Source organism: Aestuariirhabdus litorea, assembly GCF_003864255.1.
GTDB lineage: Bacteria > Pseudomonadota > Gammaproteobacteria > Pseudomonadales > Aestuariirhabdaceae > Aestuariirhabdus > Aestuariirhabdus litorea.
Genome location: NZ_QWEZ01000002.1, coordinates 434,432 through 455,739 on the forward strand (window position 1 = coordinate 434,432; position 21,308 = coordinate 455,739).

At 51.6% G+C, this 21,308-nt stretch carries 16 protein-coding genes; 3 read left to right on the plus strand and 13 right to left on the minus strand.

From position 1 onward, the window contains the following. Position 1 precedes the first annotated feature (1 nt). From D0544_RS12045 to D0544_RS12055, 3 genes are read right to left on the minus strand one after another with little or no spacing between them, the layout of a single operon-like run. Positions 2–940, minus strand: coding sequence for a TniB family NTP-binding protein (locus D0544_RS12045; protein WP_125016475.1), 939 nt, complete (start codon positions 938–940; stop codon positions 2–4). Further along, positions 937–2,919: a Mu transposase C-terminal domain-containing protein gene (locus tag D0544_RS12050; protein ID WP_125016476.1), complete on the minus strand. Its 1,983-nt coding sequence runs from the start codon at positions 2,917–2,919 to the stop codon at positions 937–939. The genes D0544_RS12045 and D0544_RS12050 overlap by 4 nt, the downstream gene beginning before the upstream one ends. Next, positions 2,897–3,553 carry a TnsA endonuclease N-terminal domain-containing protein gene (locus D0544_RS12055; protein ID WP_125016478.1) on the minus strand — a complete coding sequence of 219 codons (657 nt, stop codon included), beginning with the start codon at positions 3,551–3,553 and terminating at the stop codon, positions 2,897–2,899. Before D0544_RS12055 ends, D0544_RS12050 begins: the two co-directional genes overlap by 23 nt. A 632-nt stretch (positions 3,554–4,185) precedes the next feature. Here D0544_RS12055 and D0544_RS12060 point away from each other — a divergent pair. Next, positions 4,186–4,905, plus strand: coding sequence for a hypothetical protein (locus tag D0544_RS12060; RefSeq protein ID WP_125016480.1), 720 nt, complete (start codon positions 4,186–4,188; stop codon positions 4,903–4,905). A gap of 340 nt (positions 4,906–5,245) precedes the next feature. Here the strand turns inward: D0544_RS12060 and D0544_RS12065 are convergent, their stop codons facing one another. The 8 genes from D0544_RS12065 to D0544_RS12100 form a co-directional block, all read right to left on the minus strand. Next, positions 5,246–5,911 carry a helix-turn-helix domain-containing protein gene (locus D0544_RS12065; RefSeq protein ID WP_125016482.1) on the minus strand — a complete coding sequence of 222 codons (666 nt, stop codon included), beginning with the start codon at positions 5,909–5,911 and terminating at the stop codon, positions 5,246–5,248. Positions 5,912–6,267: 356 nt separating this feature from the next. After that, positions 6,268–9,420 carry a type I restriction endonuclease subunit R gene (locus D0544_RS12070; RefSeq protein ID WP_125016484.1) on the minus strand — a complete coding sequence of 1,051 codons (3,153 nt, stop codon included), beginning with the start codon at positions 9,418–9,420 and terminating at the stop codon, positions 6,268–6,270. A gap of 11 nt (positions 9,421–9,431) precedes the next feature. Further along, entirely contained in the window at positions 9,432–10,067 is a 636-nt protein-coding gene (locus tag D0544_RS12075; RefSeq protein ID WP_125016486.1) for a hypothetical protein, read from the minus strand. 12 nt (positions 10,068–10,079) lie between these two features. Beyond that, a complete protein-coding gene (locus tag D0544_RS12080; RefSeq protein WP_125016488.1) occupies positions 10,080–11,030 on the minus strand; it encodes a hypothetical protein in 951 nt (316 codons plus the stop codon). Between the two features lie 4 nt (positions 11,031–11,034). Next, positions 11,035–11,964: a DUF5655 domain-containing protein gene (locus D0544_RS12085; RefSeq protein ID WP_125016489.1), complete on the minus strand. Its 930-nt coding sequence runs from the start codon at positions 11,962–11,964 to the stop codon at positions 11,035–11,037. Positions 11,965–12,060: 96 nt separating this feature from the next. Beyond that, a complete protein-coding gene (locus D0544_RS12090; protein ID WP_125016491.1) occupies positions 12,061–12,798 on the minus strand; it encodes an FRG domain-containing protein in 738 nt (245 codons plus the stop codon). Beyond that, complete coding sequence (locus D0544_RS12095) at positions 12,773–13,987, minus strand: restriction endonuclease subunit S (protein WP_125016493.1); 1,215 nt, start codon at positions 13,985–13,987, stop codon at positions 12,773–12,775. The genes D0544_RS12090 and D0544_RS12095 overlap by 26 nt, the downstream gene beginning before the upstream one ends. Before the next feature lie 107 nt (positions 13,988–14,094). Then, positions 14,095–16,086, minus strand: a complete 1,992-nt coding sequence (locus D0544_RS12100) for a type I restriction-modification system subunit M (RefSeq protein WP_125016495.1) — start codon at positions 16,084–16,086, stop codon at positions 14,095–14,097. A 727-nt stretch (positions 16,087–16,813) separates the two neighbouring features. Between D0544_RS12100 and D0544_RS12105 the strand changes: the two genes are divergently transcribed. Both D0544_RS12105 and D0544_RS12110 read left to right on the plus strand, forming a co-directional pair. Continuing rightward, entirely contained in the window at positions 16,814–17,512 is a 699-nt protein-coding gene (locus D0544_RS12105) for a Fic family protein (RefSeq protein WP_125016497.1), read from the plus strand. Positions 17,513–17,581: 69 nt separating this feature from the next. Then, positions 17,582–17,884 carry a helix-turn-helix transcriptional regulator gene (locus D0544_RS12110; RefSeq protein WP_125016499.1) on the plus strand — a complete coding sequence of 101 codons (303 nt, stop codon included), beginning with the start codon at positions 17,582–17,584 and terminating at the stop codon, positions 17,882–17,884. Positions 17,885–18,242: 358 nt separating this feature from the next. On the opposite strand, the gene D0544_RS12115 is transcribed toward D0544_RS12110, so the two are convergent. Together D0544_RS12115 and gyrB are read right to left on the minus strand one after the other, a co-directional pair. After that, positions 18,243–18,443: a hypothetical protein gene (locus tag D0544_RS12115; protein ID WP_125016501.1), complete on the minus strand. Its 201-nt coding sequence runs from the start codon at positions 18,441–18,443 to the stop codon at positions 18,243–18,245. Between the two features lie 437 nt (positions 18,444–18,880). Then, a complete protein-coding gene (gene gyrB, locus D0544_RS12120; protein WP_125016503.1) occupies positions 18,881–21,295 on the minus strand; it encodes a DNA topoisomerase (ATP-hydrolyzing) subunit B in 2,415 nt (804 codons plus the stop codon). Positions 21,296–21,308 lie beyond the last annotated feature (13 nt).

A 21,308-nucleotide genomic window follows, 5' to 3' on the forward strand; every position in this document is an offset into this window, starting at 1 on the left:
ATTAGCCCTCCTCGTAAAACGGCTCACCAAAGCGAGTGAGCGGTTCATGGTTAAAGGACGAACTGAATGGGTTTCTATCAAGGGATACCTCAGCCCATATCTTTAGCTTAAACGCTTCTTCAAAGTGTGAGACTTTAAGCCCTTTACCTCTGTCCTCAGCAGATAACCGTACGGCTTCAGCAGTAATAGTGACCATATGGGCGATGAGCCCGTTTGTGGCATAGTGCAACTGCTCCAAAAACTTTGTATCCTCAATGATCCTGCAGTCCTTCCTATACCCAGACGATTCGATCAGCGTATACAAAACAGCCTGAAACTCTTCCATACTCGCCTTACTCTCCAGGTTCCACCCACTAATACTGTGAGTTTCGGAAAATCGTCGTTTTAGTTGAGAGTTCGAATCCAGCAACCTGGTGAGGATAGGTAGGCCGACCATAACGATTGAAACTTTCGTCTCATTCATTAGCCATTTAAGCCAGTCAGCAAGCTCCCTATGCTGCTTTTGTGTTCCTCGCTCAACCATTTCCTGACTTTCATCAATAATCAGAATACGTGTTTTACAGTTTATAATTTGGATTAACAGTATCTTGCTAATATCACGCGTGGTGGCATTTCTAGGGTAGTGCGCTCCCATTGCATCAAGTATCACCATACCCGTTGAAATAATCCCGGGCCTTGGCGGAATAGAAAAAATTACTACTGGTCTTTCGACATAGGTACCTTTGTCTATGGGTTGAAAGTTTTCACCAACAGCTTCTATCATGGTTGTTTTACCGCCCCCCGAAGGCGCCTTTATCGTCATACCAAACGAATTGCTCGTCTGAGTACAAACGGTTTCATGCAATCTACAAACAGCATCATAGGCGGCTTTATAAGAACTAAAATTAAGACGTGCTCTGTGAATGACCTGAGCCATTTCATTTGATTGATTAGTTGTCATACCGCCTCCACTTTTTTAATATCTGATAACTTCTTACTCTCTATCACAGGTTTTATTTTTCCCCGATTCCGTTTTGAAATTCCAATAGGCTGCGTTCCGGTTAATTTTTCACTATCACCGGCTGCCGCTTTTTTCTTCCTGGTACCGCTCGTCTTCCTCTTTGAGCTCTTCGCCTTACGCTCCATATCCTGTAGATCCTTTTGTGCTCTTAACAGGATCTGCTCCGACAACTTCTCTTCTTGCCTTCTTTTACTCAATGCAGACTTTCTTACTTCCTGATGGCTTTTTAGATTTTTTACTTTTTCGATGTATGTTGTATAAGTGCATGGCACATCGATTGTGTTTGTTGTACCCGGAACAACAACCCGAACAAGTCTGAGGTCTTCCTCATCAACAAATACGTCAACCTGAAAAGCTAACCCTTTTTCGCGCATGATCCCCATCAGCTCTTTTGAGTTATATTTCAAGCCTTCAATCGAAATGCCATCTTTTTGAATTGTTCTTTGTTTTATTATCCACAACAGCTCATCTATCTCCGTTATGCTATTCGGCAATCTTATTATTTTCTGTGACAACTTATTTCCCTGCCAGCAAGTCAAAGGTGACTCACCAAGTGCCTTATGAACTCGAGTGTGGTATACATCTACAACCCACTTATGAATCATTACGTTCACCTGGGATAGGGTATAAATCGCTTCTTTTTTGCTTTTGTAATCGCCACACTTGCTGTAGTTGCTAAATGTGGTTCCCCGCTTACTGTGAAATAACCCTTCATTAAGACTTCTGAAAAACCTTTCCACTCTACCTTTGAGTTGCGGGCTGCCTTTTGGCAGATAAACGATCTCGCCCAGATGACCCATTACCCTCTGAACCTCTGATGCGTGTAAGTCCCGTCCGTTATCTGTAATAACCTGGTCAGGCATGCCCATACACGGCCATTCAGACTCAATGTTCACCCCTTTTAAATGTTTGACGTAGTCCTTACTTAAAACCATATTCCGATACGCTTTGACTACTGATCTTGCTGATGGAGTACTCATGGACAGAAAGAGCCCAACTACCATTCTCGACTTCTTATCAAGGAACACTGTAAGCCACGGCCTTCCTAAGACCTCTTTTGTGTCCTCATCTATCACGTTGATATCAAGCTGTGTATGATCCAATTCCACAGCCTCCATGAGATATGTTGCCTCAACCACTGGTACACCACTTGGAAAAGCTCGTTTTGCAGCTAACCAGCCCTCATGTTTAACCTTCTTGTCAAAGGCTGAGTGCGTGGATAGCCACCTGTACATTGTTGATAACGAAGGCACGCTACACCCCCTGTATCTTTCTTTGTCGGCTTTTTCTAGCGTCATAAGAACTGGGATGTGTGTTACTGGGACTTTATTTTGCTTCCAGTAGTGTTTTTCAGTGACCAGGTTGAATAGCTCCCGCGTCAGCTCATCCTGGTGATTTTTTTCTATGTTTTCAGGATTGGTTTTTGACCGGGTACGTGGACGGCGATCCAAGCTCAATACATTGTCTTTTGATGCCCTAATCCGGGCATGCCAGCGTCTGACTGAGCTTAGCGAAGGCACACCTTTTGACTCACTGAACGGATCTTCTTTTTTTGCATGCTCAGCTATTTTTTCCAACTGATTATCTATACCTTTGATCACCGATCCATCGGGATTTGAAATTGCATTTACATACCCTTTTTTCCGCAGAATATCTTTCTTGCGTTCATCGCTTAGCAGCAACATTTTACTTTCTGATAGGTCATACCCATTTTTTTCCATCACATCCAGCGCTTGCCTTTCAAATACAAGCTCGCCTTTCGCGAAGTAATGTGATAGCTCATCATAACTTAACGATACCTCTATCCCGCTTTCTGGCTGGCACACAGTAACTCGATTGGCACTCAGCAGATTTTTATCAATCACATACTTTTCCCCTTTCAGCGCTATCGGGGTATCACGCACTAATGAATTGAACATCTCGGTCACCCTCCATGTATGTTAATTCTGTTGTTTCCTTGATTTCTCTATTCCAATCAAAGCCAAGCAGTTGTGCCGCCATCATTTCCATCACAACCTCCCAGCCAAGCTTCTTCGACAGCTCGCCGAAGGTTGTTTTTTGCTTGGGTAGCAACGCACACAGCTCCTCAAGCGTTCGTCGTCTCGTTGTATGCACTAATTTCAAGCGACAGGTATTAGCCACGCCTACATTACTCAGCGGCAACTCCTCCTCCGTCAGCACGAAAAACTGATACCCTTGCTTATTCAGGTACTCACCTATGGCCTTGTGCTTCACCTTGATTTCTTCTTTCTCAGCCTCCCGCTTAGGCTTTATTTCCAGATAAACCACCGCTCCGGAGCTCAAAACAATCTGGAAGTCCGGGTAATAGGTAATGGTCTTATTCCACATAGGAACCCTGAACTTTCCTGCCTCCTCAAGGATTTCTACTACATCGCTGCACCGCCACAGGTATAACCCCCAGTGGTACTGAAGCCTGGATTCAAGGGCTGATACCCTCGGATCATTGTTTAGTTTCGTCAGCACTCGAGTTGTCAGCCTGCTTACAGACATAACCTTGCGCCCGCTGTGCTGTTCGTGTGTTTGTATTGCCACCAGTTCTTCCTCAATTGATCAGCTTCAATGACCTAAATTCGAGACAAAGGGGCCCTATGTGCGTGCCGACATTTTTTTCAGCACTCACTGTTCGATTCAAACTTGACCGGAGAAGAGGGGGGCAGGATACTTTGACTGTCGATCGAGGTAGTCCTGCTACTTCTTCATCTGGGTCAGCTGTGTTTCAGAAAAGGCCCGTTTGTCTTATGTCTTCATGATCATCTCACTCTGTTTGAATTTTGATCAGCATCTACAACATCTAGATCCTGCGTTTAAAAAAATCAACTTCTTATAAATCATTGACTTACGATTAATTTATCGCTTATTAACCACCTCCTTCTCTCTTTCTACCTACCCTCTATAACCATCGACCTACTCCAAACCGGACAAGTGTCTGAATTTTTTCTTCTTTTTTTTCCTTTCCTGATTTCATTGCCTCCCCTTAATTTTTTATATAATAATTAGCGCTTATCTGATTAATTTATAACCAAAAGCGATATACTCCGAAATACTCTAACCCTCTTACCCTCTATAACTACCGGGTGAGGTTAAACCGGACAGCCTAGGCCAATAATTTCATTGCGCCGTACGGTTTTTTGTTCTGTTTCACTTTGGGGAGGGAGGGGAGGGGGGTGTCTTCAACTGACCATAAAAAGAATAAGGATCGAGCCCTTATGCCTACAACCACTCAAGACCTTATTGATCAGCTAGCTGCTGTAGCCTCAAATCCTGCGGTTTCCACAAAAGCTATACAGCTGACCAAGAAATACCTGGGTCAGATGATCTATACCAGCGGAGAGGAGGTTCAGATCGCTGAGGATGCGCTTCAAACGGTCTTAGTTAAGGCCCTAATAGCCATCAAAAAAGGCACTTCATCTCTGCTGGACAGCGAAAACCCCAAAGACAGCGACGCCTTCCGCTCTGAGGTAGAAAAGTACATCATCAAAGGGGTTAAAAATTACCTCAAGACACGAGCTGCTCGGTGGTCTGTAGATAAGCACTCGAAATCAACATCTACGACCGACGCCAACGCTCAACCCAGCAGCACAAAAAGTGGGCTAAAGAGTGTTGCTGCTAGAGCACGCCACCCGATTCTTTCAGACAGTCCGCACGCATCTGAATTCTGGGATTCTCGTTTGAGTACCGCTTTCGATTCAGGTGATGATGACTTAGAGTCAGTTCAATCCTACCTGGAGAAGGTGGGGCTCTCATCCGATGAGATAGATGTAATCCTTGGAAAGCTCGCTGGCAAAACCTTTGTTGAGATGGCAGAAGATCTGGGTGGGTCGCAAGACAAGTATCGAAAGATCTATAGTCGTGCGCTTAAGAAGGCAGGCATCCCAGTGGATTAGTAGAGCGTTAACGCCATAACAGGGGAGGGGGGGTCAGCAAACTTGGCTGGGATAGGACTAGGACAAACTTGATAAAAGTGCAGCCAAGCGGTCAGTTAATACCGACGGCTTGGCTGCTTACCCACCCCTATCCCTAAACGCAAGGCCACGTTTCGGCTAATCAGTTGCCCTTTCGCCTAGCCCTCTATAGAGCAATGGGCTTGCACTCCGTAGTGTGTTTGATTGCGCCGTGGCAGCGAACTGGCTGGTCACGGGGCATCCCTTTCGGTATCAAACAGAGACGGTTTCCCGCCGGTATGAGCGTTTGGGTGCTCAAATCCCCATGGGGGGACTGCCTAAGCTACCAAGCAGCAGGGTATTCTTCAATACCATCCACATCAAACCCATGGTTCAGTAGTTCCTTCCGTATCAAAAATGGAAGTATAAACTGATCTACAACGTGGTCTTTCAAGCGTGTTTTTCGATACTCATCAATAAACTCAAGCAGCCCAGCCACATCAGTTTGCTCGTGAACTACCGAATACCACGAAGCACTCTCGTCACAATTTTCAAATTCAAACCTATTCCCATTTTGTTCTGTGCCTTTAATCCGACTCTGAACTACTACCCGAAAAGCGTTATTCCCTTGAAAATGAACCACGAGTTTTTGAACTGGTATTTTTTTAACCAACTGATGGTGATATCGGCGTGCTTCGCAGAAGGCGTGTGAAAACACCACCTTGCCCTCTACCCGATAAAACTGTTTGTTTTCTTCTTCACTCCACGACCAGTAGAGCTTAAAGCTATTGCGGCGGATCTTGTGCCCATAAAGCTCTAGCAATGGGCGAAGTCGCTCTTCATTCCCATTTTTAGCCCCTGAATTCCAAGCACTGACTACTGACTGTTTGGTTCGACACTTATCTGCAATCTGACTTTGCGTCCACCCATCATTTAGCGCCATACGCACTAACTGCTTAGTCTGCTTGAAGAGCTTACCCCTGGTTTTTTTCCCTGTTTCTGTTTCCATGCATGTCCCTATCGGTTGGGAGGGAAGCTCCCTCCCAACCGTTTCAGTCTACTTCTTACCACCTCGGGAATGATTTTGAGGATTCATCTGTGCTCCTCTATTCCCCTGATTTCGGTCGTAGGTCTTGTTGGTTCCAGCCGTACCTTTATTGGAGTTACGGATATCTGCATTGTGGTTGGGTTGCTTTGGCATCGTTAGGCTCCTTTTGTGCTAGATGTCAAAAGCAATCCTAGCCAAGTGGGCAAACCCTGCAATTGATCGTTTAGTGATATTTCTTGATATTCAATGATATTTTCTCCTGAACCACAAATACTCGTTTTTTGTATAGCTAACAGGGGGACACCCCCACCCAGGTCTCACCTCCTGGCTTCACCCAGCTGTTCCCTCAACCAACGCAGCATCATAGTCTGTACTTCTTTTGCCACCTCCGTACTGCCTAGGTATTTCATAGACATCTCTTGCTGCGTATCCATCCGCTCGATCACTGCCTCATCCATAGCGCGAGGGAAATCCCCGTTCATCACGGCAGCATCGGTGTTGTTATGAACCTGATCCATCACGGCCTTGTTCTCACTCATCTTTGTGGCCATGCCATTCCACCAATCAAGTCCATCCCCTTGAGTAATATCTATCCCCATTAACTCATTGATCTTGGACAGTATCTGCGACAGCAGATCTTTCTCCTGCTCCCGGGCCGTGGCGGTACCCACTCCAGTGATGCCGCTGAGGTACTCGCCATGCTCCTCCCGTAGCTTGAGATCCTGGGTGCGCTTGTACTTGAGGTTGTAGTGGCTCAGCACCACCGAGGAGAGGTCGATCTCATCCTCCTCAATCACCTCCTGATGCAGCAGGGGCAACAGGTGGCGGCAGAACACGTTCATCTGCTCCAGCGTGCTGTCGTCGAAGGGGACGATCTGGGAGATAAACTCATAGAAGCGAATAAAGCTCTGCACATCCTTCTTGAACAGGTCGAGGGAGTTACGGTTCTCTTCAGCCTCTTTCACACAGCGCTCGGCGTTGACCTTTTCTGTCTCACTACCGACCCGGGCCGCCTCCTTCATTTGCGCCCGCGCTTCCCGCAGGGTTTCGTTGGCATGGCGGTAGCGGTGAACAAAGCGATCCACCGAGGGTTTGATATAGCCGGTCAGCGCATGGGCGCCGCGCTTTGGGTCAAAGTAGGCATCGGCAAGGGCCACCACTTCGTGCCAGTTGATGATGCTGTTATCCCGCAGCTTGTGGAACAGGTCATAGACCAGGTTGGGGTCGGATACCTGATCCAGCTCGGCCACTTCATAATAGGGCTGAAACTCCCCCAGTATATCCTCGGGCTCGTTGACGAAATCCAGCACGTAGGTGCTCTCCTTGCCGGGATAGGTACGGTTGAGTCGTGACAAGGTCTGGATGCAGTCGACACCGGTCAGCTTCTTGTCGACGTACATGGCGCACAGCTTGGGCTGGTCGAAACCGGTCTGGAACTTATTGGCCACCAGCATCAACTGGTAGTCGTCGGTATCGAACGCCTTGCGCATATCCCGCCCCTTGAGGCCGGGGTTCATGTTCTTTTCGGTAAAGGGCTCGGGCCCACTCTCCTTGTCGATCACTTCTCCCGAAAACGCCACCATGGCGGCCAGTTTTTCGTAGCCCTTCTCCCGAATGTACTTATCGAACGCCAGCTTGTAGCGCACCGCCTCCTTACGGCTGGAGGTCACCACCATCGCCTTGGCTTCTCCAGCCAGCAATGGGCTGATGTTGCTGCGGAAGTGTTCAACGATCACCTGCACCTTCTGGCCGATGTTGTGGGGATGCAGCCGTATCCAGGTGTTGAGACGGGTTTTGGCTTTTTTGGAGTCAACCTCCTGGTCAGCGGCCTCGGTGGTCATCGCCAACCGGTAGGCCATCGAATAGCTGGTGTAGTTCTTTAGCACATCGAGGATAAAGCCCTCCTCGATCGCCTGACGCATGGAGTACACATGGAACGCTCGGGGCGGGTTGTCGTTGCTGGCCACCACCGTTGGGTCGTCAGGACGCCCGAACAGCTCCAGGGTCTTGGCCTTTGGGGTGGCGGTGAAAGCAAAGTAGCTGATCCGGTCGGAACCGCCCCGGGCCGCCAGGGTGGCGTTCATCACATCCTCGGCGGAGAGTTCCCGTTCGTCGTTCTGCTCTTCGGCCATCAACACCTGACGCAGCTTGCGAGCGGTACTGCCGGTCTGGCTGGAGTGGGCCTCATCGGCAATCACGGCGAAGGTTCTCTCCTTCAGGCCTGAGCTCTCCTGGATCGCTGTCAGCACATTGGGAAAGGTCTGGATCGTGACGATAATGATCGGCGTCCCGCTGGCCAGCGCCTCCGTCAGCTGGGCCGATTTACTGCCGTCACCCTCTTCACGGTTGATACGGCTCACCACGCCACTGGCATGCTCAAACTGGGAGATGGTCTCCTGCAGCTGGTTGTCCAGTACGGTGCGGTCGGTAATCACAATGACCGAGTTGAACAGCTTCTCACCTGCCGCATCGCACAGGCTGGAAGCCTGGTGCGCCAGCCAGGCGATGGAGTTGGACTTGCCCGACCCCGCCGAATGCTGGATCAGGTACTTCTTCCCGGTGCCCTCCATCTTGGCCGCGTCCAACAGCTTTTGCACCACGGCCCACTGGTGGTAGCGGGGGAAGATCATGGTTTCTTTGGTTTTGATCCGCCCCAGCTCGTCGAAGCTCTCCTTCTGCTCCAGGTGTACATAGCGGTGCAGGATCTTGAGCAGGTTGTCGCGCTGGAACAGCTCACGCCAGAGGTACTCGGTGGCATAGCCATCCTCGGGCTGGTCATTGCCTGCCCCCCCCGCCTTGGTGCCCCGGTTGAACGGCAGGAAAAAGGTGTCCTTACCCGCCAGTTTGGTGGTCATGGCCACTTCAAACTGGTTCACTGCAAAATGCACGATAGCCCCGCGCTTGAACTTCAGCAGCGGCTCGTCCTTGCCATTCGTCCTGGGCTTGCGATCGTAGCGGTACTGTTTCTTGGCGTTCTCCAGGCTCTGCTTGAAGCAGGACTTCAATTCCAGCGTTGCCACCGGCAGCCCGTTGAGAAACAGGGCCAGATCGATCCGTCCCAGATTACCCTCATGGGGGCTGTAGATCAGTTCCGGCACCACCCGCAGGCGGTTGGCGCGGTAACGCTCCGATAACTCCGGGTTCAGCTCATGGTCGGGCTTGAAGGTGGCGACCTTGAGACGCACCCCACGGTCTTCGATCTGGTTACGCAACAGCCAAAGCGTGCCCTTGCGATCGAGACCCCGTACCGCCGCATTGAGCAGATGCTTCTCCGGTTCACTGCCGTAGATCTTGCAGAACTTCTGCCAGTTATCGGGCTGAGTGGCCTGTACATAAGCGATCAGGTCTTCCGGGTAGAGCGCCCGCTCGCGGTCATAGCCGTGGGTATTGCCCACCAACCAGCCCTGCGCCTCCAGCTCGGCAATGATGTGGTTCTGGAAGGTCAACTCCAGGGCTTTGGCATCACTCATAGGACAACCCTTTACTTAAACTCGACAATTTGACGCTCTTTAAGCAGTGCTTTGTACTCCTCGACCACCGCTTCCACGGCATCCGACGAACCCAAACGTGAAATGGGCACATCATGTCGAAAAACAAAGCCTCCCTGATTGAGCATGCACTGTCCACCGCTCTTATCGGGCCAGCTATTTTTTCCGTAGAGGTTCCACCATCCATCGCTCTCCTCGTAGCTTGTAGCCGCTTTATAGGCGTACAGCTGTAATCGAGTTTCGGTGGCATCCGTTTCGTCTGGAATATCCATGACATCCCAGTTTATTTTTTTGTCGGTAAACGCCTGGGAAAGACCACTGTCAGTGACCAGCCGAACAACCAGCATCCACCCTTCGGGAACGACTGAATCTTTATCGTTCACCTGCGCGCTAAGAAAAAAGAAATTGGAGTCGACCAACGGCGAATAATCCCATGTCCAACGCGTAAACGCGTTGGACTTGCCACCTGTGGGTGTAGAGTGGAAAACAGGCCGCCAGTAGTAGTAAGCGCACTCAAGCTGGTTTGCGATACTCTCGATAATTGGCAACACCCGCTGGTGATACGCCACCAATAAACGCTGCGCTTTGCGAACATCACCCATGGCCGCATTTAATGCTTCAGACTCCATAATCTCTCCTTGTCATAACCCGTTACTGCGACTCTTCATCTTTTTAATGGCGGTAAAACTGGCATCCGCTATTGGCGAGTAGTGCTGGAGAGCGTCCCAGCCTGGGAAGTGCTCGCCTGACCGCCTTTTTTGCTCAATACCCTTTCGCCACTCTCCCCATATCGGACGTTGCAACCCTTCAAAATCATCCAAACCGGGTAGAGCTTTGAAGTCCGCACGGCTTCCCACAACGGGCTTCTTCTTATCACCCATCGAAAGCCCCCAGCCTGCCAGGCACTTGGCCTCTGCAACCCCGCGCAAACGGCTATCACAAAGGTCAGCAATCTTAAACTCGCGGTATTGAACGGCATAGAGCTCCAGTGCGGAGAGGATGTCACCCAGTACCACTGAGTCTGCCTTCGTCATCGGGCCGTCGCTTCTGAGAAGCCGGTCGATACCCTTCGCGATACTGATCCAGTCCGACGCAAATAAAGGGACTGATCGAGAAATCTTCTCATCCTCTTCCAGCCGTACCGCTAAACCGGCTATCAACTCTTGGTTATGGCTGGGGTCACCCCCTACCGCCCAGAAAATCAAGTCTCCGAGCCAGTAGTCCTCGGGCAACGCCTCCAACTCTCGGTACCACTGTTCAGCGTGCTGCAAGCCATCTCTTGGGCGCTTCACCTCGACCACCACCTTCAGGCCCTCAAAGTGAAGAATCAGGTCTGGCTCCACCTGGTTCTGGATGGTCGAGCTGAAACGTGGCCAGAATTCAACACCGGATAGGGTGCTCAAAGCAGTGGAAATATCAGGCAAAAAGGTTTCGAGCAGTAACTGCAAGGTGGGTTCGGAGAGATAGGGTAAGCGCGAAAACACCGCCGCCGTGATCATATCCTCACGCTCTTTGTAAACCTGACGCAGAGGGATCGACTCCTCCTTAACCAGGATGCGACCAGCTTTATTATTGATAATGGCGTGCAGCATGACGCTATCCCTGTTGGTAACTGCGCTCGATCAGCGGCTTGGCTTTTTCCAAATCTTCCGCAGTGCGGATCGTCAGCTCAAGATCGCCGGTACCCCAGTGGCCGATCTCACGCATGTCGCGGGAAAAGCCTTCCTCCAGATCTACATCGGTTGGAGAAAGTGCCAGCATCAGGATGATCTTCGGGTTGCTCTTAGCGTTGAGGGTGATGCAGGCGAAGTTGCGGATACGTTTGAACGCTGTGTAGAGCTTCAGCTCCTTACGCTGCACTTCATCACCCAGGCTATCGGCATAGTCACACAACTCGTCGTAGAGCGCTTTAAGCGGTGCAGGAGCGACCTCAAGGGCGGCCTTGTGAGTCCAATCCCACTTCGCACCAGGCACCGGCTCCGCGTTATGACTGGCTGCTACCACCGCCTCGTGCCCGCTGGCCGTCTGTGCATTAACCAGATCTAGCAGCAGCAGATCCTCTCCAAAGTAGCGGTAGCGCACCAGTTCGATGTTGCGGTTGATCTGCTGTACCGCGTGCTCGTCGTATTTGTTGAAGTCGCTGGCGATGCAGATCAGCCGGGTGCCGCTCCACTCGATCGCCTCGGCGGTCTCCTTACCGAACGTCTCCATCACCAGCCAGCGGAACTCGGCCTGATGATCCAGCAGCCAGTCGAGGTAGAACAGCCCCTGGTTAATCACGTTCTCGTTGCTGTGGCGCTTGTACTCGATGATCACCGGGCAGCCGTTCTCATCCAGCCCCAGACTGTCGATGCGCCCCTTATGGGTCTTGCCGGTGCTGTATTCGGTGGCGAGGAAGCGCACACCGAGGAACACCTCCATCTGCCCCTCGATCAGCGCTTGCAGCTCTTTCTCAAGTTTGGCGGTGCGGCTCGGCAGCGCCTCTGCCTGCTCGCCGTTAAAGCGATAGAGTTTGGCGTCGCTCATGTAGCTGCCTCCCTAACGGGAAGAGGCCACCGAGGTCGATTACTCCGAACAATGTCAGCTAATGATTTTAATCTTGGGGAATTCTGATCCATTTTTTCACCCTTCGAGAATCTCGTTTCTCACTTGCTTGGCGACCTCATCCAACTCCGGCGGATATATCGTATCCCTATGATAACCGTGCGCTCTCAATTCGCTCACCATCGCTGGAATCGCCCGACTATCCACTCGAACACTGTAAAGCCGGTTTTTCAGGTACTTGTTCTTTTCCAAAGGAACGAAACCTTTCGAGCTCTTTTCAACGTGCTTGAACACGGAGAAACGACCTTTCTGCGCTCTGATCCTAGGGATCGTGAACTCAGTCTCGAACAACTTCGTTCTAGTTCCTACGAAGGGGCGGGCCTTGTTGTTCTGCTCGATATAGTCCTCAGCGTCCGGACACATCATCCATATCACTGGATCAGAGTCATTGTGCTGTTCAGCTGTCTCCAGTGCGAACCACAGGGCGACCTTTGGGTTCTTCGTCCAGTCGAGAAGCCTAGTAGGAAGGCCATGGTGCTGTGCCACCACCAGCCAGTCCCAGTCGTTAGTGGGAATCAAGTGTAGAGAATCTTTTGCCTTCTCTTTAAAGCTCGAAAAGAGCTTGTCTTCTCTCTCCAGCACTCGTGAATTGTTAGACAATCGAGATAACCCAGGGAGCAGCGGCCAAGGCTTCCGTTGCCCTCTGAACAGAACGTGATCAGTCTTCCGTCGGGTGGCTTTAGCCCACGCTAGAAGCTCCTTGATACTACTAACCGTCTCTTTCCCTGAACTATGCACTAGGCCGCTCCCACTCACGTAAGTCGATCTTGCCGGTAACGGCGGCGGAGACCAGGGCGGTGCGTCGTTCTTTCATTAGCTCGATAGCTCTCACCGCGTGATCAATCAGCCTTCCGAACTGCCGGTCTTGTTCCGTACAGTACTTGATGATCGCCTCCTGCTCCTTCTCTGGTGGAACGCACACTTTCATCTGCCTGACAGAGTTGAGTGAAAGGTTGTAAATCGTGGTTCCAGTAACCTCTGTGTCAAAGTAGTGACTCACCTCATCACTGCGGAGGTAAGCCATTAGGAAACGACGGTTGAGTGGCTGTTTGCAGTTTATGTAACAAGCGCTCTTACCGAGGATGACCGGCTCTCCATTGTAGAGAGCTAGATTGCCAACTGTCCCATTGATCGACATGAGGGCAGATGAGTTGTCCAGCGGGATATGATGCTTGTGGTACTCGCTTTCTGGAACTTCCTTGCTTGTTGGGCCGAGCTTGATCGCCCCATTGGAAAGGTTATTGCCATTGACGAAGTAATAGCCGGTGCCGTCCTCATACACAGGTGTAGAATGCAACCCGTCTCCTATCCGCGAGGTTACGTACAGTAGCTTGGGCAGACCCCAATGCTCCGGCACCTCCCCCAGCCACTCGACGCCGGAGTCCTTCATCGGCGCGTCGGGGTTGAGGCCCTTGGTGACGGCGTGGGAGATCACCGCCTGCCGCTTCTCCTTGAGCAGTTCGATCAGCCGCTGCTGCCTGGCGATCAGGGCGTCGATGCGGGCGGTTTCGTAGTCGAGGAAGGCGGCTATGGTGCGTTGTTCTGTAAGCGAAGGTAGAAGTATCGAAACACCACTGAAGGTCTCAGGGTAAAGGCGTAACCGGGAGTCTATAACTCCTGTCGATAACGTCTTGAAGTGACCAGTGTACAGACTCGTCCTTAACAGGTAGTGCATGTAGTTCGGCCATGCCTTCCGGGGATCAAACCGGAAGACTGAGTAAGCCGGACTAACAATACCGTCGTAGCCGGATACTCCGAGACCTGTCTTCCACGCAAGCATGATGTTCATTACTAAGTCATCTGTTTCGCACTTCTTGTATCCCACGAGCGACTCAGCCCGAGATAGATGCTCCCCTTCGCCGATGGCCTCTTGGCGCGGCTTAACCCCGTAGTACTCAGAGACCGAGAGAAGTTGCTCTTCGCCAAGCTCTGACCGTTCGTTCACCTCTCGGAAAACATACTTTCCGCGCAACGTTTTCCAACCGTCTGGGATAGGGCCCAGCCAAGGTTTGCCAGAATCAGTGTAATCTGGATATGGTTGATACCCCCCTGTCACGAGTGCACCTCCGCCAGCAGCTCCATGATCTCCCGGCTCACCGCGTCCAGATCGGCATCGATCTCCTCCAGTGAACGTGGCGGCTGGTACTGGTAGAAGTGGCGGTTGAAGGGGATCTCGTATCCGACGATGCCTACCTGCCCGTCCTTGTCATCACGCTTGTTCTCGTCGATCCAGGCGTCCGGCACATGGGGCAGCACTTCGCGGGCGAAGTAATCGTGGATGTTCTCCCCCAGCGGGACGTTCTCGTTGTCGCGCAGATCGGGGTTGGCTTCAAGTTGGCCTTTGGTTTTGCAGATCTCTGCCTCGTCATCCTGCTCGCCCATATGCTTGCAGATCAACTTGAACGCCGGGGCGGGTAGCTTGATGCTCCCCAGCAGCGCGCCGAGCTGCTTTTTGAAGGTGGCTCGTGACAGCAGCTTGCTGTCGGCAAAGCGGCTTAGGGCGTGGAGGATTGCAGACTGTAGGGTTTGATCCAGTCTGTCCCATGTTTTGTCGGCCTGCATCGCCGCGATCCGCTCTTGGTCGTGGGGGTAGAACGCCGGTTTCAGGGGTCGCTCCACGGTGATGCGGCGGTAACCGAAGTCGGTGGTGTTGAACAGCTTGGCGATACCGCCGGCTTCCAGCTCCGCCATATCGTAACGGCTGTAAAGGCCGACGATCTTGTCCAGTGCCTCGTCGTTGAGGAACTTGCGCTTGGAGCCAAGGGACTTGCGCATCGGGCTGTGCATATCGCTGGCGTTGATCAGCAGCACCTTGCCCTTACGCTCCGTTGGCTTGTGGTTGGAGAGCACCCAGATATAGGTGGCGATGCCGGTGTTGTAGAACATATCGGTCGGCAGCGCGACTATGGCATCCAGCAGATCCTGCTCCAAAATGTAACGGCGGATCTCGCTCTCGCCACTGCCCGCACCGCCGGTAAACAGCGGCGAGCCGTTCAGGATAATGCCGATGCGTGAGCCCGGAACTTCAGGGGTACTGCCACGCATTTTTGAGATCAGGTGCATCAGGAACAGCAGGGAGCCGTCCGACACCCGTGGCAGGCCGGGCCCGAAGCGCCCCTCGAAGCCCTGGTGCTGGTGTTCGTCCTTGACGGTCTTCTCCACCTTCTTCCAGTCCACACCGAAGGGCGGGTTGGAGAGGCAGTAGTCAAAACGCTCGCCGCGCAACTGATCCTGGGACAGGGTGTTGCCCAGCTTGATGTTGGAGATCTCCTGCCCCTTGATCAGCATGTCTGCCTTACAGATGGCGTAGGACTCGGGGTTGAGCTCCTGGCCGAAGGTGGCAAGGCGCGCATGTTCGTTCAGTTCGTGCAGGTACTCCATGCCGCAGGAGAGGAAGCCGCCCGTGCCCGCCGTCGGATCGTAAATAGAGCGCACCACGCCGGGCTTGGTGAGTGCATCGTCGTCGGTGGCGAATACCAGGGAGGTGGTCAGGCGCACGATATCACGCGGGGTAAAGTGTTCCCCGGCGGTCTCGTTGGAGCTTTCCGCGAAACGGCGGATCAGGTCTTCGAACACCAGCCCCATGTGGTAGTTGTCCACCGCTTCCGGTGACAGGTCAAAGTGGGCGAACTTCTGCACCACCTTGTAGAGCAGGTCGGCATCTTCCAGCTTGGCCAGGCTGCCCTCGAAGCTGAACTGCTCGAAGATCTCCCGCGCATCGTTGGAGAAGGCTCTCACGTAGCTGTCGAGGTTATCCAGGGTATGGGTTTCACCCAGGCGGGCGAGATCCAGCCGCGAGCTGTTGTAAAACGCCTGTCCCGCCGCGTTCAGCAGCAGTTTATGGCGCGCCTCCTCCGGCATCGAACGGGTGGTCTCCACCATGGCCAGCACCTTCTCCTTATTCGGTGCCAGCACACACTCGAGACGACGCAACACGGTGAAGGGCAGTATGATGCGACCATACTGGGACTGCTTGAAATCACCGCGCAACAGATCGGCCACTGACCAGATCAGACCAGCCAGAGAAGAGGTTTGGGTATTCATCGAAGCAACAGGCTCCCTAGCCCCTGGGGGGCATTGGTTTCAATGACAGAGTGCCATGAACAGCAATCAAATAGGTTTAAGCCATCCTATAGGATAAGCGTCTGCAGTTGAATTGGTGTAAATCAAGAGGATAACCGTGAGCTGTGGGGGGGCTTACCCCATACTTCATTGGGCTAAAACCATACTTCACTGAACTAAACCGATACTTCACTGAACTAAATCCATACTTCACTGAACTAAATCCATACTTCACTGAACTTAGCCAAAAGCGGATCCTAATAAAATCAACGACTTACAAAACCAGCCATTGTCACCCATCCCACCTGAGCGGGATTATGTTCAGTGACGAACGGTTTTTGAGTGAAGTTCAGGGAAAATCTCTGACTTAAAGGTGTTTTTTTCCCAGACTGCCTGAAGCCCTTCCTTGGGCATTCCTTGGCTACCGGCCAAGGGGCAGCTCGGCATCATCGGTTGGATCTATCGTGCGGGTCTTTTGATCACAAAGAGCCTCCGGGGGAGGGCTTTCTCACCGCTGGTAATTTCCCAATCCCCTCCTCAGGTGGCGACTTTCTCACCGGTGATAATTTCCCAAGCTCCTTTCTCCGGAGGGGGCGTGTCCCACGCGTGGAATTTCATAGCCTACCCTCAATGAGCTCTTTATCGGTACCATCGCGCATTGGGGGGCGAGTACTGTTTTTAGGGGCCCAGGGGGTCTTGGAGGTGAAAAATGACCTTGAAAAACATCAAACCTGATAAACAAATGGCACTGATGCTAGCCAAGAATCAGCTCGCTGAGCTGGTACATGACGCTGTAGCCCTTGAGGGAATCCTCTTCACCCTGCCTGAAATCCAAATGCTCATGAACGGCCACACCGTGGGCGGCCACCCCTTAAGCGACCAACAGATAGCGATCAACCAGGCGAACGCGTGGGGCTATCTTTTTGATGCGATTGAAAATGGATGGTTTGACCTGTCTGCTCGGTTCGCTAAGGATCTGCATTCGATCGCAGGCAAAGAGGAGGCGCTTACCTGGGGTGACTATCGGCACGGTGGAGTGACCATTTCAGGTACCGAGTATCTGCCGCCAGAGCCCGAGGAGCTGCCAGCGCTCTTTGAGCTAATGGTCGCCGGTGCCCTGCAGATCTCCGATCCGTATGACCGCGCCATTTTTGTTTTTCTCGAGATGGCTAGAAGCCAGTTTTTCTATGATGTAAACAAACGCATGGGGCGGTTTATGATGAACGGCGTGCTGCTTGCAAATGGCTACCCTGTGATTAACGTCCCGGCCAAGCGACGAGAGGAGTTTGACGCGCTGATGCTTACCTTTTATGGCTCCGGTTATAAAGCGCCCATGGGCGCCTTTTTGCGCTCTTGCATCGACCCTCGCGCTGTGGGGGTCATGTCAGGGTGTCCGAATGGATCCTGATGTAAAGGCAACACAAAGATTGCTTTTGTAGGGAAATGCAACAAATATGATGCTTTTTAGGGAGGGAAGATGCACGGTTCACTTCTTGAGCAGATCAAAAAACGCCGAAAATCCCGTGGGTTACGGCAGGAGGATCTGGCCTTGTCGATCGGGATGAGTCGCCAGCAGTTTCAGAGGACTGAAGCGGGGGGCAACCCGCGCCTGGACACTCTCGAGCTCATCGCAGCCGGTTTGCAGTGTGAACTCCTGCTCGTCCCGAGGCCGTTGGTGGATGCAGTAGGTCAGCTGGAAAGGGGTGAGCTGATCTACGAGACGGTGGAGGATCCCTGGGGGGAGTTTTTGGCTGACTGTGAAGACGATGACGATGGCTGATCGCTGCACTTTCCCTTGGATTTTTGGCGGGTACTTTTTAAAAGGCCTGCAGCCCGGTGGTGGGGTTCGTGGAGCTCCCTCTTTTAGTGTCAAAAAAAGGGGGGGAAAGGGGGAGGCTCTGCTGGTGGGCCAAACCAAAAAGGGTAGGATTGTTTTACCAACCCGACCTTTTTTGGTTAAATATTAGCCAACAAAAACTTTCAAAATAATATAACTACCTGATTTTATTGACTATTACTTTTCCATTTATCGTGAGAACCTACAGTAGGGGATAAACGCCAGATGGCTGAAGCTATTAATAAAATAAAGGATCGAGCGATAACAGAGTATCCTGTGTCCACCCAATTATTTTTACCAATCAGATCTCATCTGAAAACCTGCGTTTTGCATTTTCATAGTCTTCTTCGGTCTTGTAGCTTGCCCGCAGTTTTTTATCGAATTCGCTATAGTCCATATCATCAACATACATTTTTACAAACGTTTCAGCATCAACCGGCTTATTTTTTTCTTTGGTCACACCCGCATAAGTCTCTTTTGTGTTTGTTTTTTTCTTTTTCATTTTATTCCCCTCAACTCAAAACCCTACAAACCCTGTATGTTTCTCACTATAAACCACAGCAGGATGTATGCCCACCCATCGAATGCCAAATCAGCCCTATCGCTTACCTTTTAAGTACATTTGGTTTTAACCATAAAGACCATGCTCCATAACAATCCATCGACTTTTCCTACTGGATCTACTCCCCAGCTTGAACCAGGCCATTCAAGGGCAGTTCGTGAGCTGCAGGGGAGGGCATCTATTCTTTTTTACCTGCATGGCTTCTTTTACTCAGTCACAAAAAAGGGTCGGATTGTTTTACCAATCCGACCCTTTTTGGTCAAAAACCAACCACCAAAAACTTAGAAATACATCTAACTATCTGATTTTATTAGTTATTGTATTTCCATTTATCGTGAGAATTTTCCATTTATCGTGAGAACCTACAACCTCAGGTGTTATACGTCGAGGTTAGCAACCGAGAGGGCATTGGTTTCGATAAACTCTCGCCGGGGTTCCACCTGATCTCCCATCAGGGTAGTGAAGATCTGGTCTGCGGCGATCGCATCCTCGATGGTCACCCTCAGCATGCGGCGGCTTTCCGGGTCCATGGTGGTCTCCCACAGCTGTTCCGGGTTCATCTCACCCAGCCCCTTGTAGCGCTGGATGTTATGGCGCTTGGTTGAGTCATTCATCAGCCAGTTGAGACCCGACTCAAAGCTTTCGATCGGCTGCTTTCGCTCTCCTTTAATGATAAAGGCACCCTCTTCAAGCAGGCTGTTGAGTCGCTCACCCAATCCAACCATGGACTGATAATCCCTGGACTCAAAAAACTCGATTGACAGGTTATAGCTTGTATCAACGCCGTGATGCAGCTGGGTAATGGCGGGCAACCAGACGTTGTATTCCCGATTCTCTACCGCGGTGATGGTTGATGACCTTCCTGCCAACTCTACCTCGGCCACTCGAGCCGCCAGTTTTTCGCACCAGGCACTCACCTTGGCCTGATCCTTGAGATCGGCAGGCTCCAGTCGGTCCATATAAACCAACTGACCCAGTACCGTCTCTGGATAGACGCGAGAGAGGCGGGCAACGACCCCCTCAATCCGCCTGAACTCCTGTACCAACTCCTGCAAGGCAAGGCCACTGATGCCGGGGGCGTCTTCATTAACGTGCAAGGCTGCATTTTCCAGCGCAGCCTGTGTCAAGTATGCGGTCAGCGCCTCATCATCCTTCAGGTACTGCTCCTGTTTCCCTCGCTTAATTTTGTAGAGGGGAGGCTGGGCAATGTAGATGTAGCCGTTCTCGATCAGCTCAGGCATCTGGCGGAAGAAGAAGGTCAACAGCAGGGTACGGATATGGGATCCATCCACATCCGCATCAGTCATGATAATGATGTTGTGATAGCGAAGCTTTTCGATATTGAATTCACTTCGCCCGATACCGCAGCCCAATGCAGTAATCAGGGTACCGACTTCTGCGGAGGAGAGCATTTTGTCGAAGCGCGCTTTCTCTACGTTCAGGATTTTACCCTTCAGCGGCAGTATCGCCTGTGTTTTACGATTTCTACCCTGTTTTGCGGACCCCCCCGCAGAGTCACCCTCCACTATGTAGAGTTCAGAGAGGGCAGGGTCTTTCTCCTGGCAATCTGCCAGCTTTCCAGGCAAGCCAGCGATGTCCAGAGCCCCTTTTCGCCGAGTCATCTCTCGCGCTTTGCGAGCAGCCTCACGGGCCCGGGCTGCATCCAGCATTTTCCCGACTACCATCTTGGCATCCTGGGGGTTTTCCAACAGATAATCGGAGAAGCTGGTATTCATCTCCTGCTCTACCGCTGTCTTGACCTCAGAGGAGACCAGCTTGTCTTTGGTTTGGCTCGAAAACTTAGGGTCGGGGACCTTCACCGAGACGATGGCGGTTAATCCCTCACGTGCATCATCGCCGGAGGTATTTACCTTCTGTTTTTTAAGAATCCCCTCTTTTTCGATGTAGCTATTCAGGCTGCGAGTCAATGCCGCCCTAAAGCCAGCCAAGTGGGTTCCCCCATCCCGCTGGGGGATGTTATTGGTAAAGCAGTAGATGTTCTCCTGGAAGCTGTCATTCCACTGCAGCGCAACCTCAACCCCGACACCGTCTTCGCGCTGGGTGCTGAAGTGAAAGACCTCGTTGATGGAGGCTTTGTTCTTATTGAGGTATTCGACAAAGGCCCTAAGCCCACCGTCATAGTGAAATAACTCCTCTTTAGCGCTTCGCTCATCAATCAAGCGGATCGCCACACCGGAGTTCAGGAAGGAAAGTTCCCGCAGACGCTTGGCCAGAATATCAAAGCTGAAGGCGATATTGTTAAAGGTCTCTTCAGACGGGTAGAAGTGCACTTCGGTACCCGACTCATCGGTTTCACCGACTATCGCCAGTGGAGCCTGGGGAACACCGTGAGTGTAGATCTGCTGGTACACCTTTCCTTTACGCCTTACGGTTAGGCGAAGCTCTCTGGAGAGGGCGTTTACCACGGAAACCCCCACGCCATGCAAGCCGCCCGACACCTTATAGGTGTTGTCATCAAACTTACCGCCTGCGTGCAGTACAGTCATGATCACCTCAGCCGCAGACACACCCTCTTCGGCATGAATATCGACCGGAATGCCCCGGCCATTATCCTTAACGCTGACTGACTCATCGGCGTGGATGATGACCCGAATCTCGCTACAATGACCCGCCAGGGCTTCGTCGATGGAGTTATCGACTATTTCGAAAACCATATGGTGGAGTCCAGTCCCGTCATCGGTATCCCCGATGTACATTCCTGGCCGCTTCCTTACCGCATCCAATCCCTTTAGAACCTTGATATTCGATGCATCGTAGCTTTGTTCAGTCATTCAAGACTCCTAA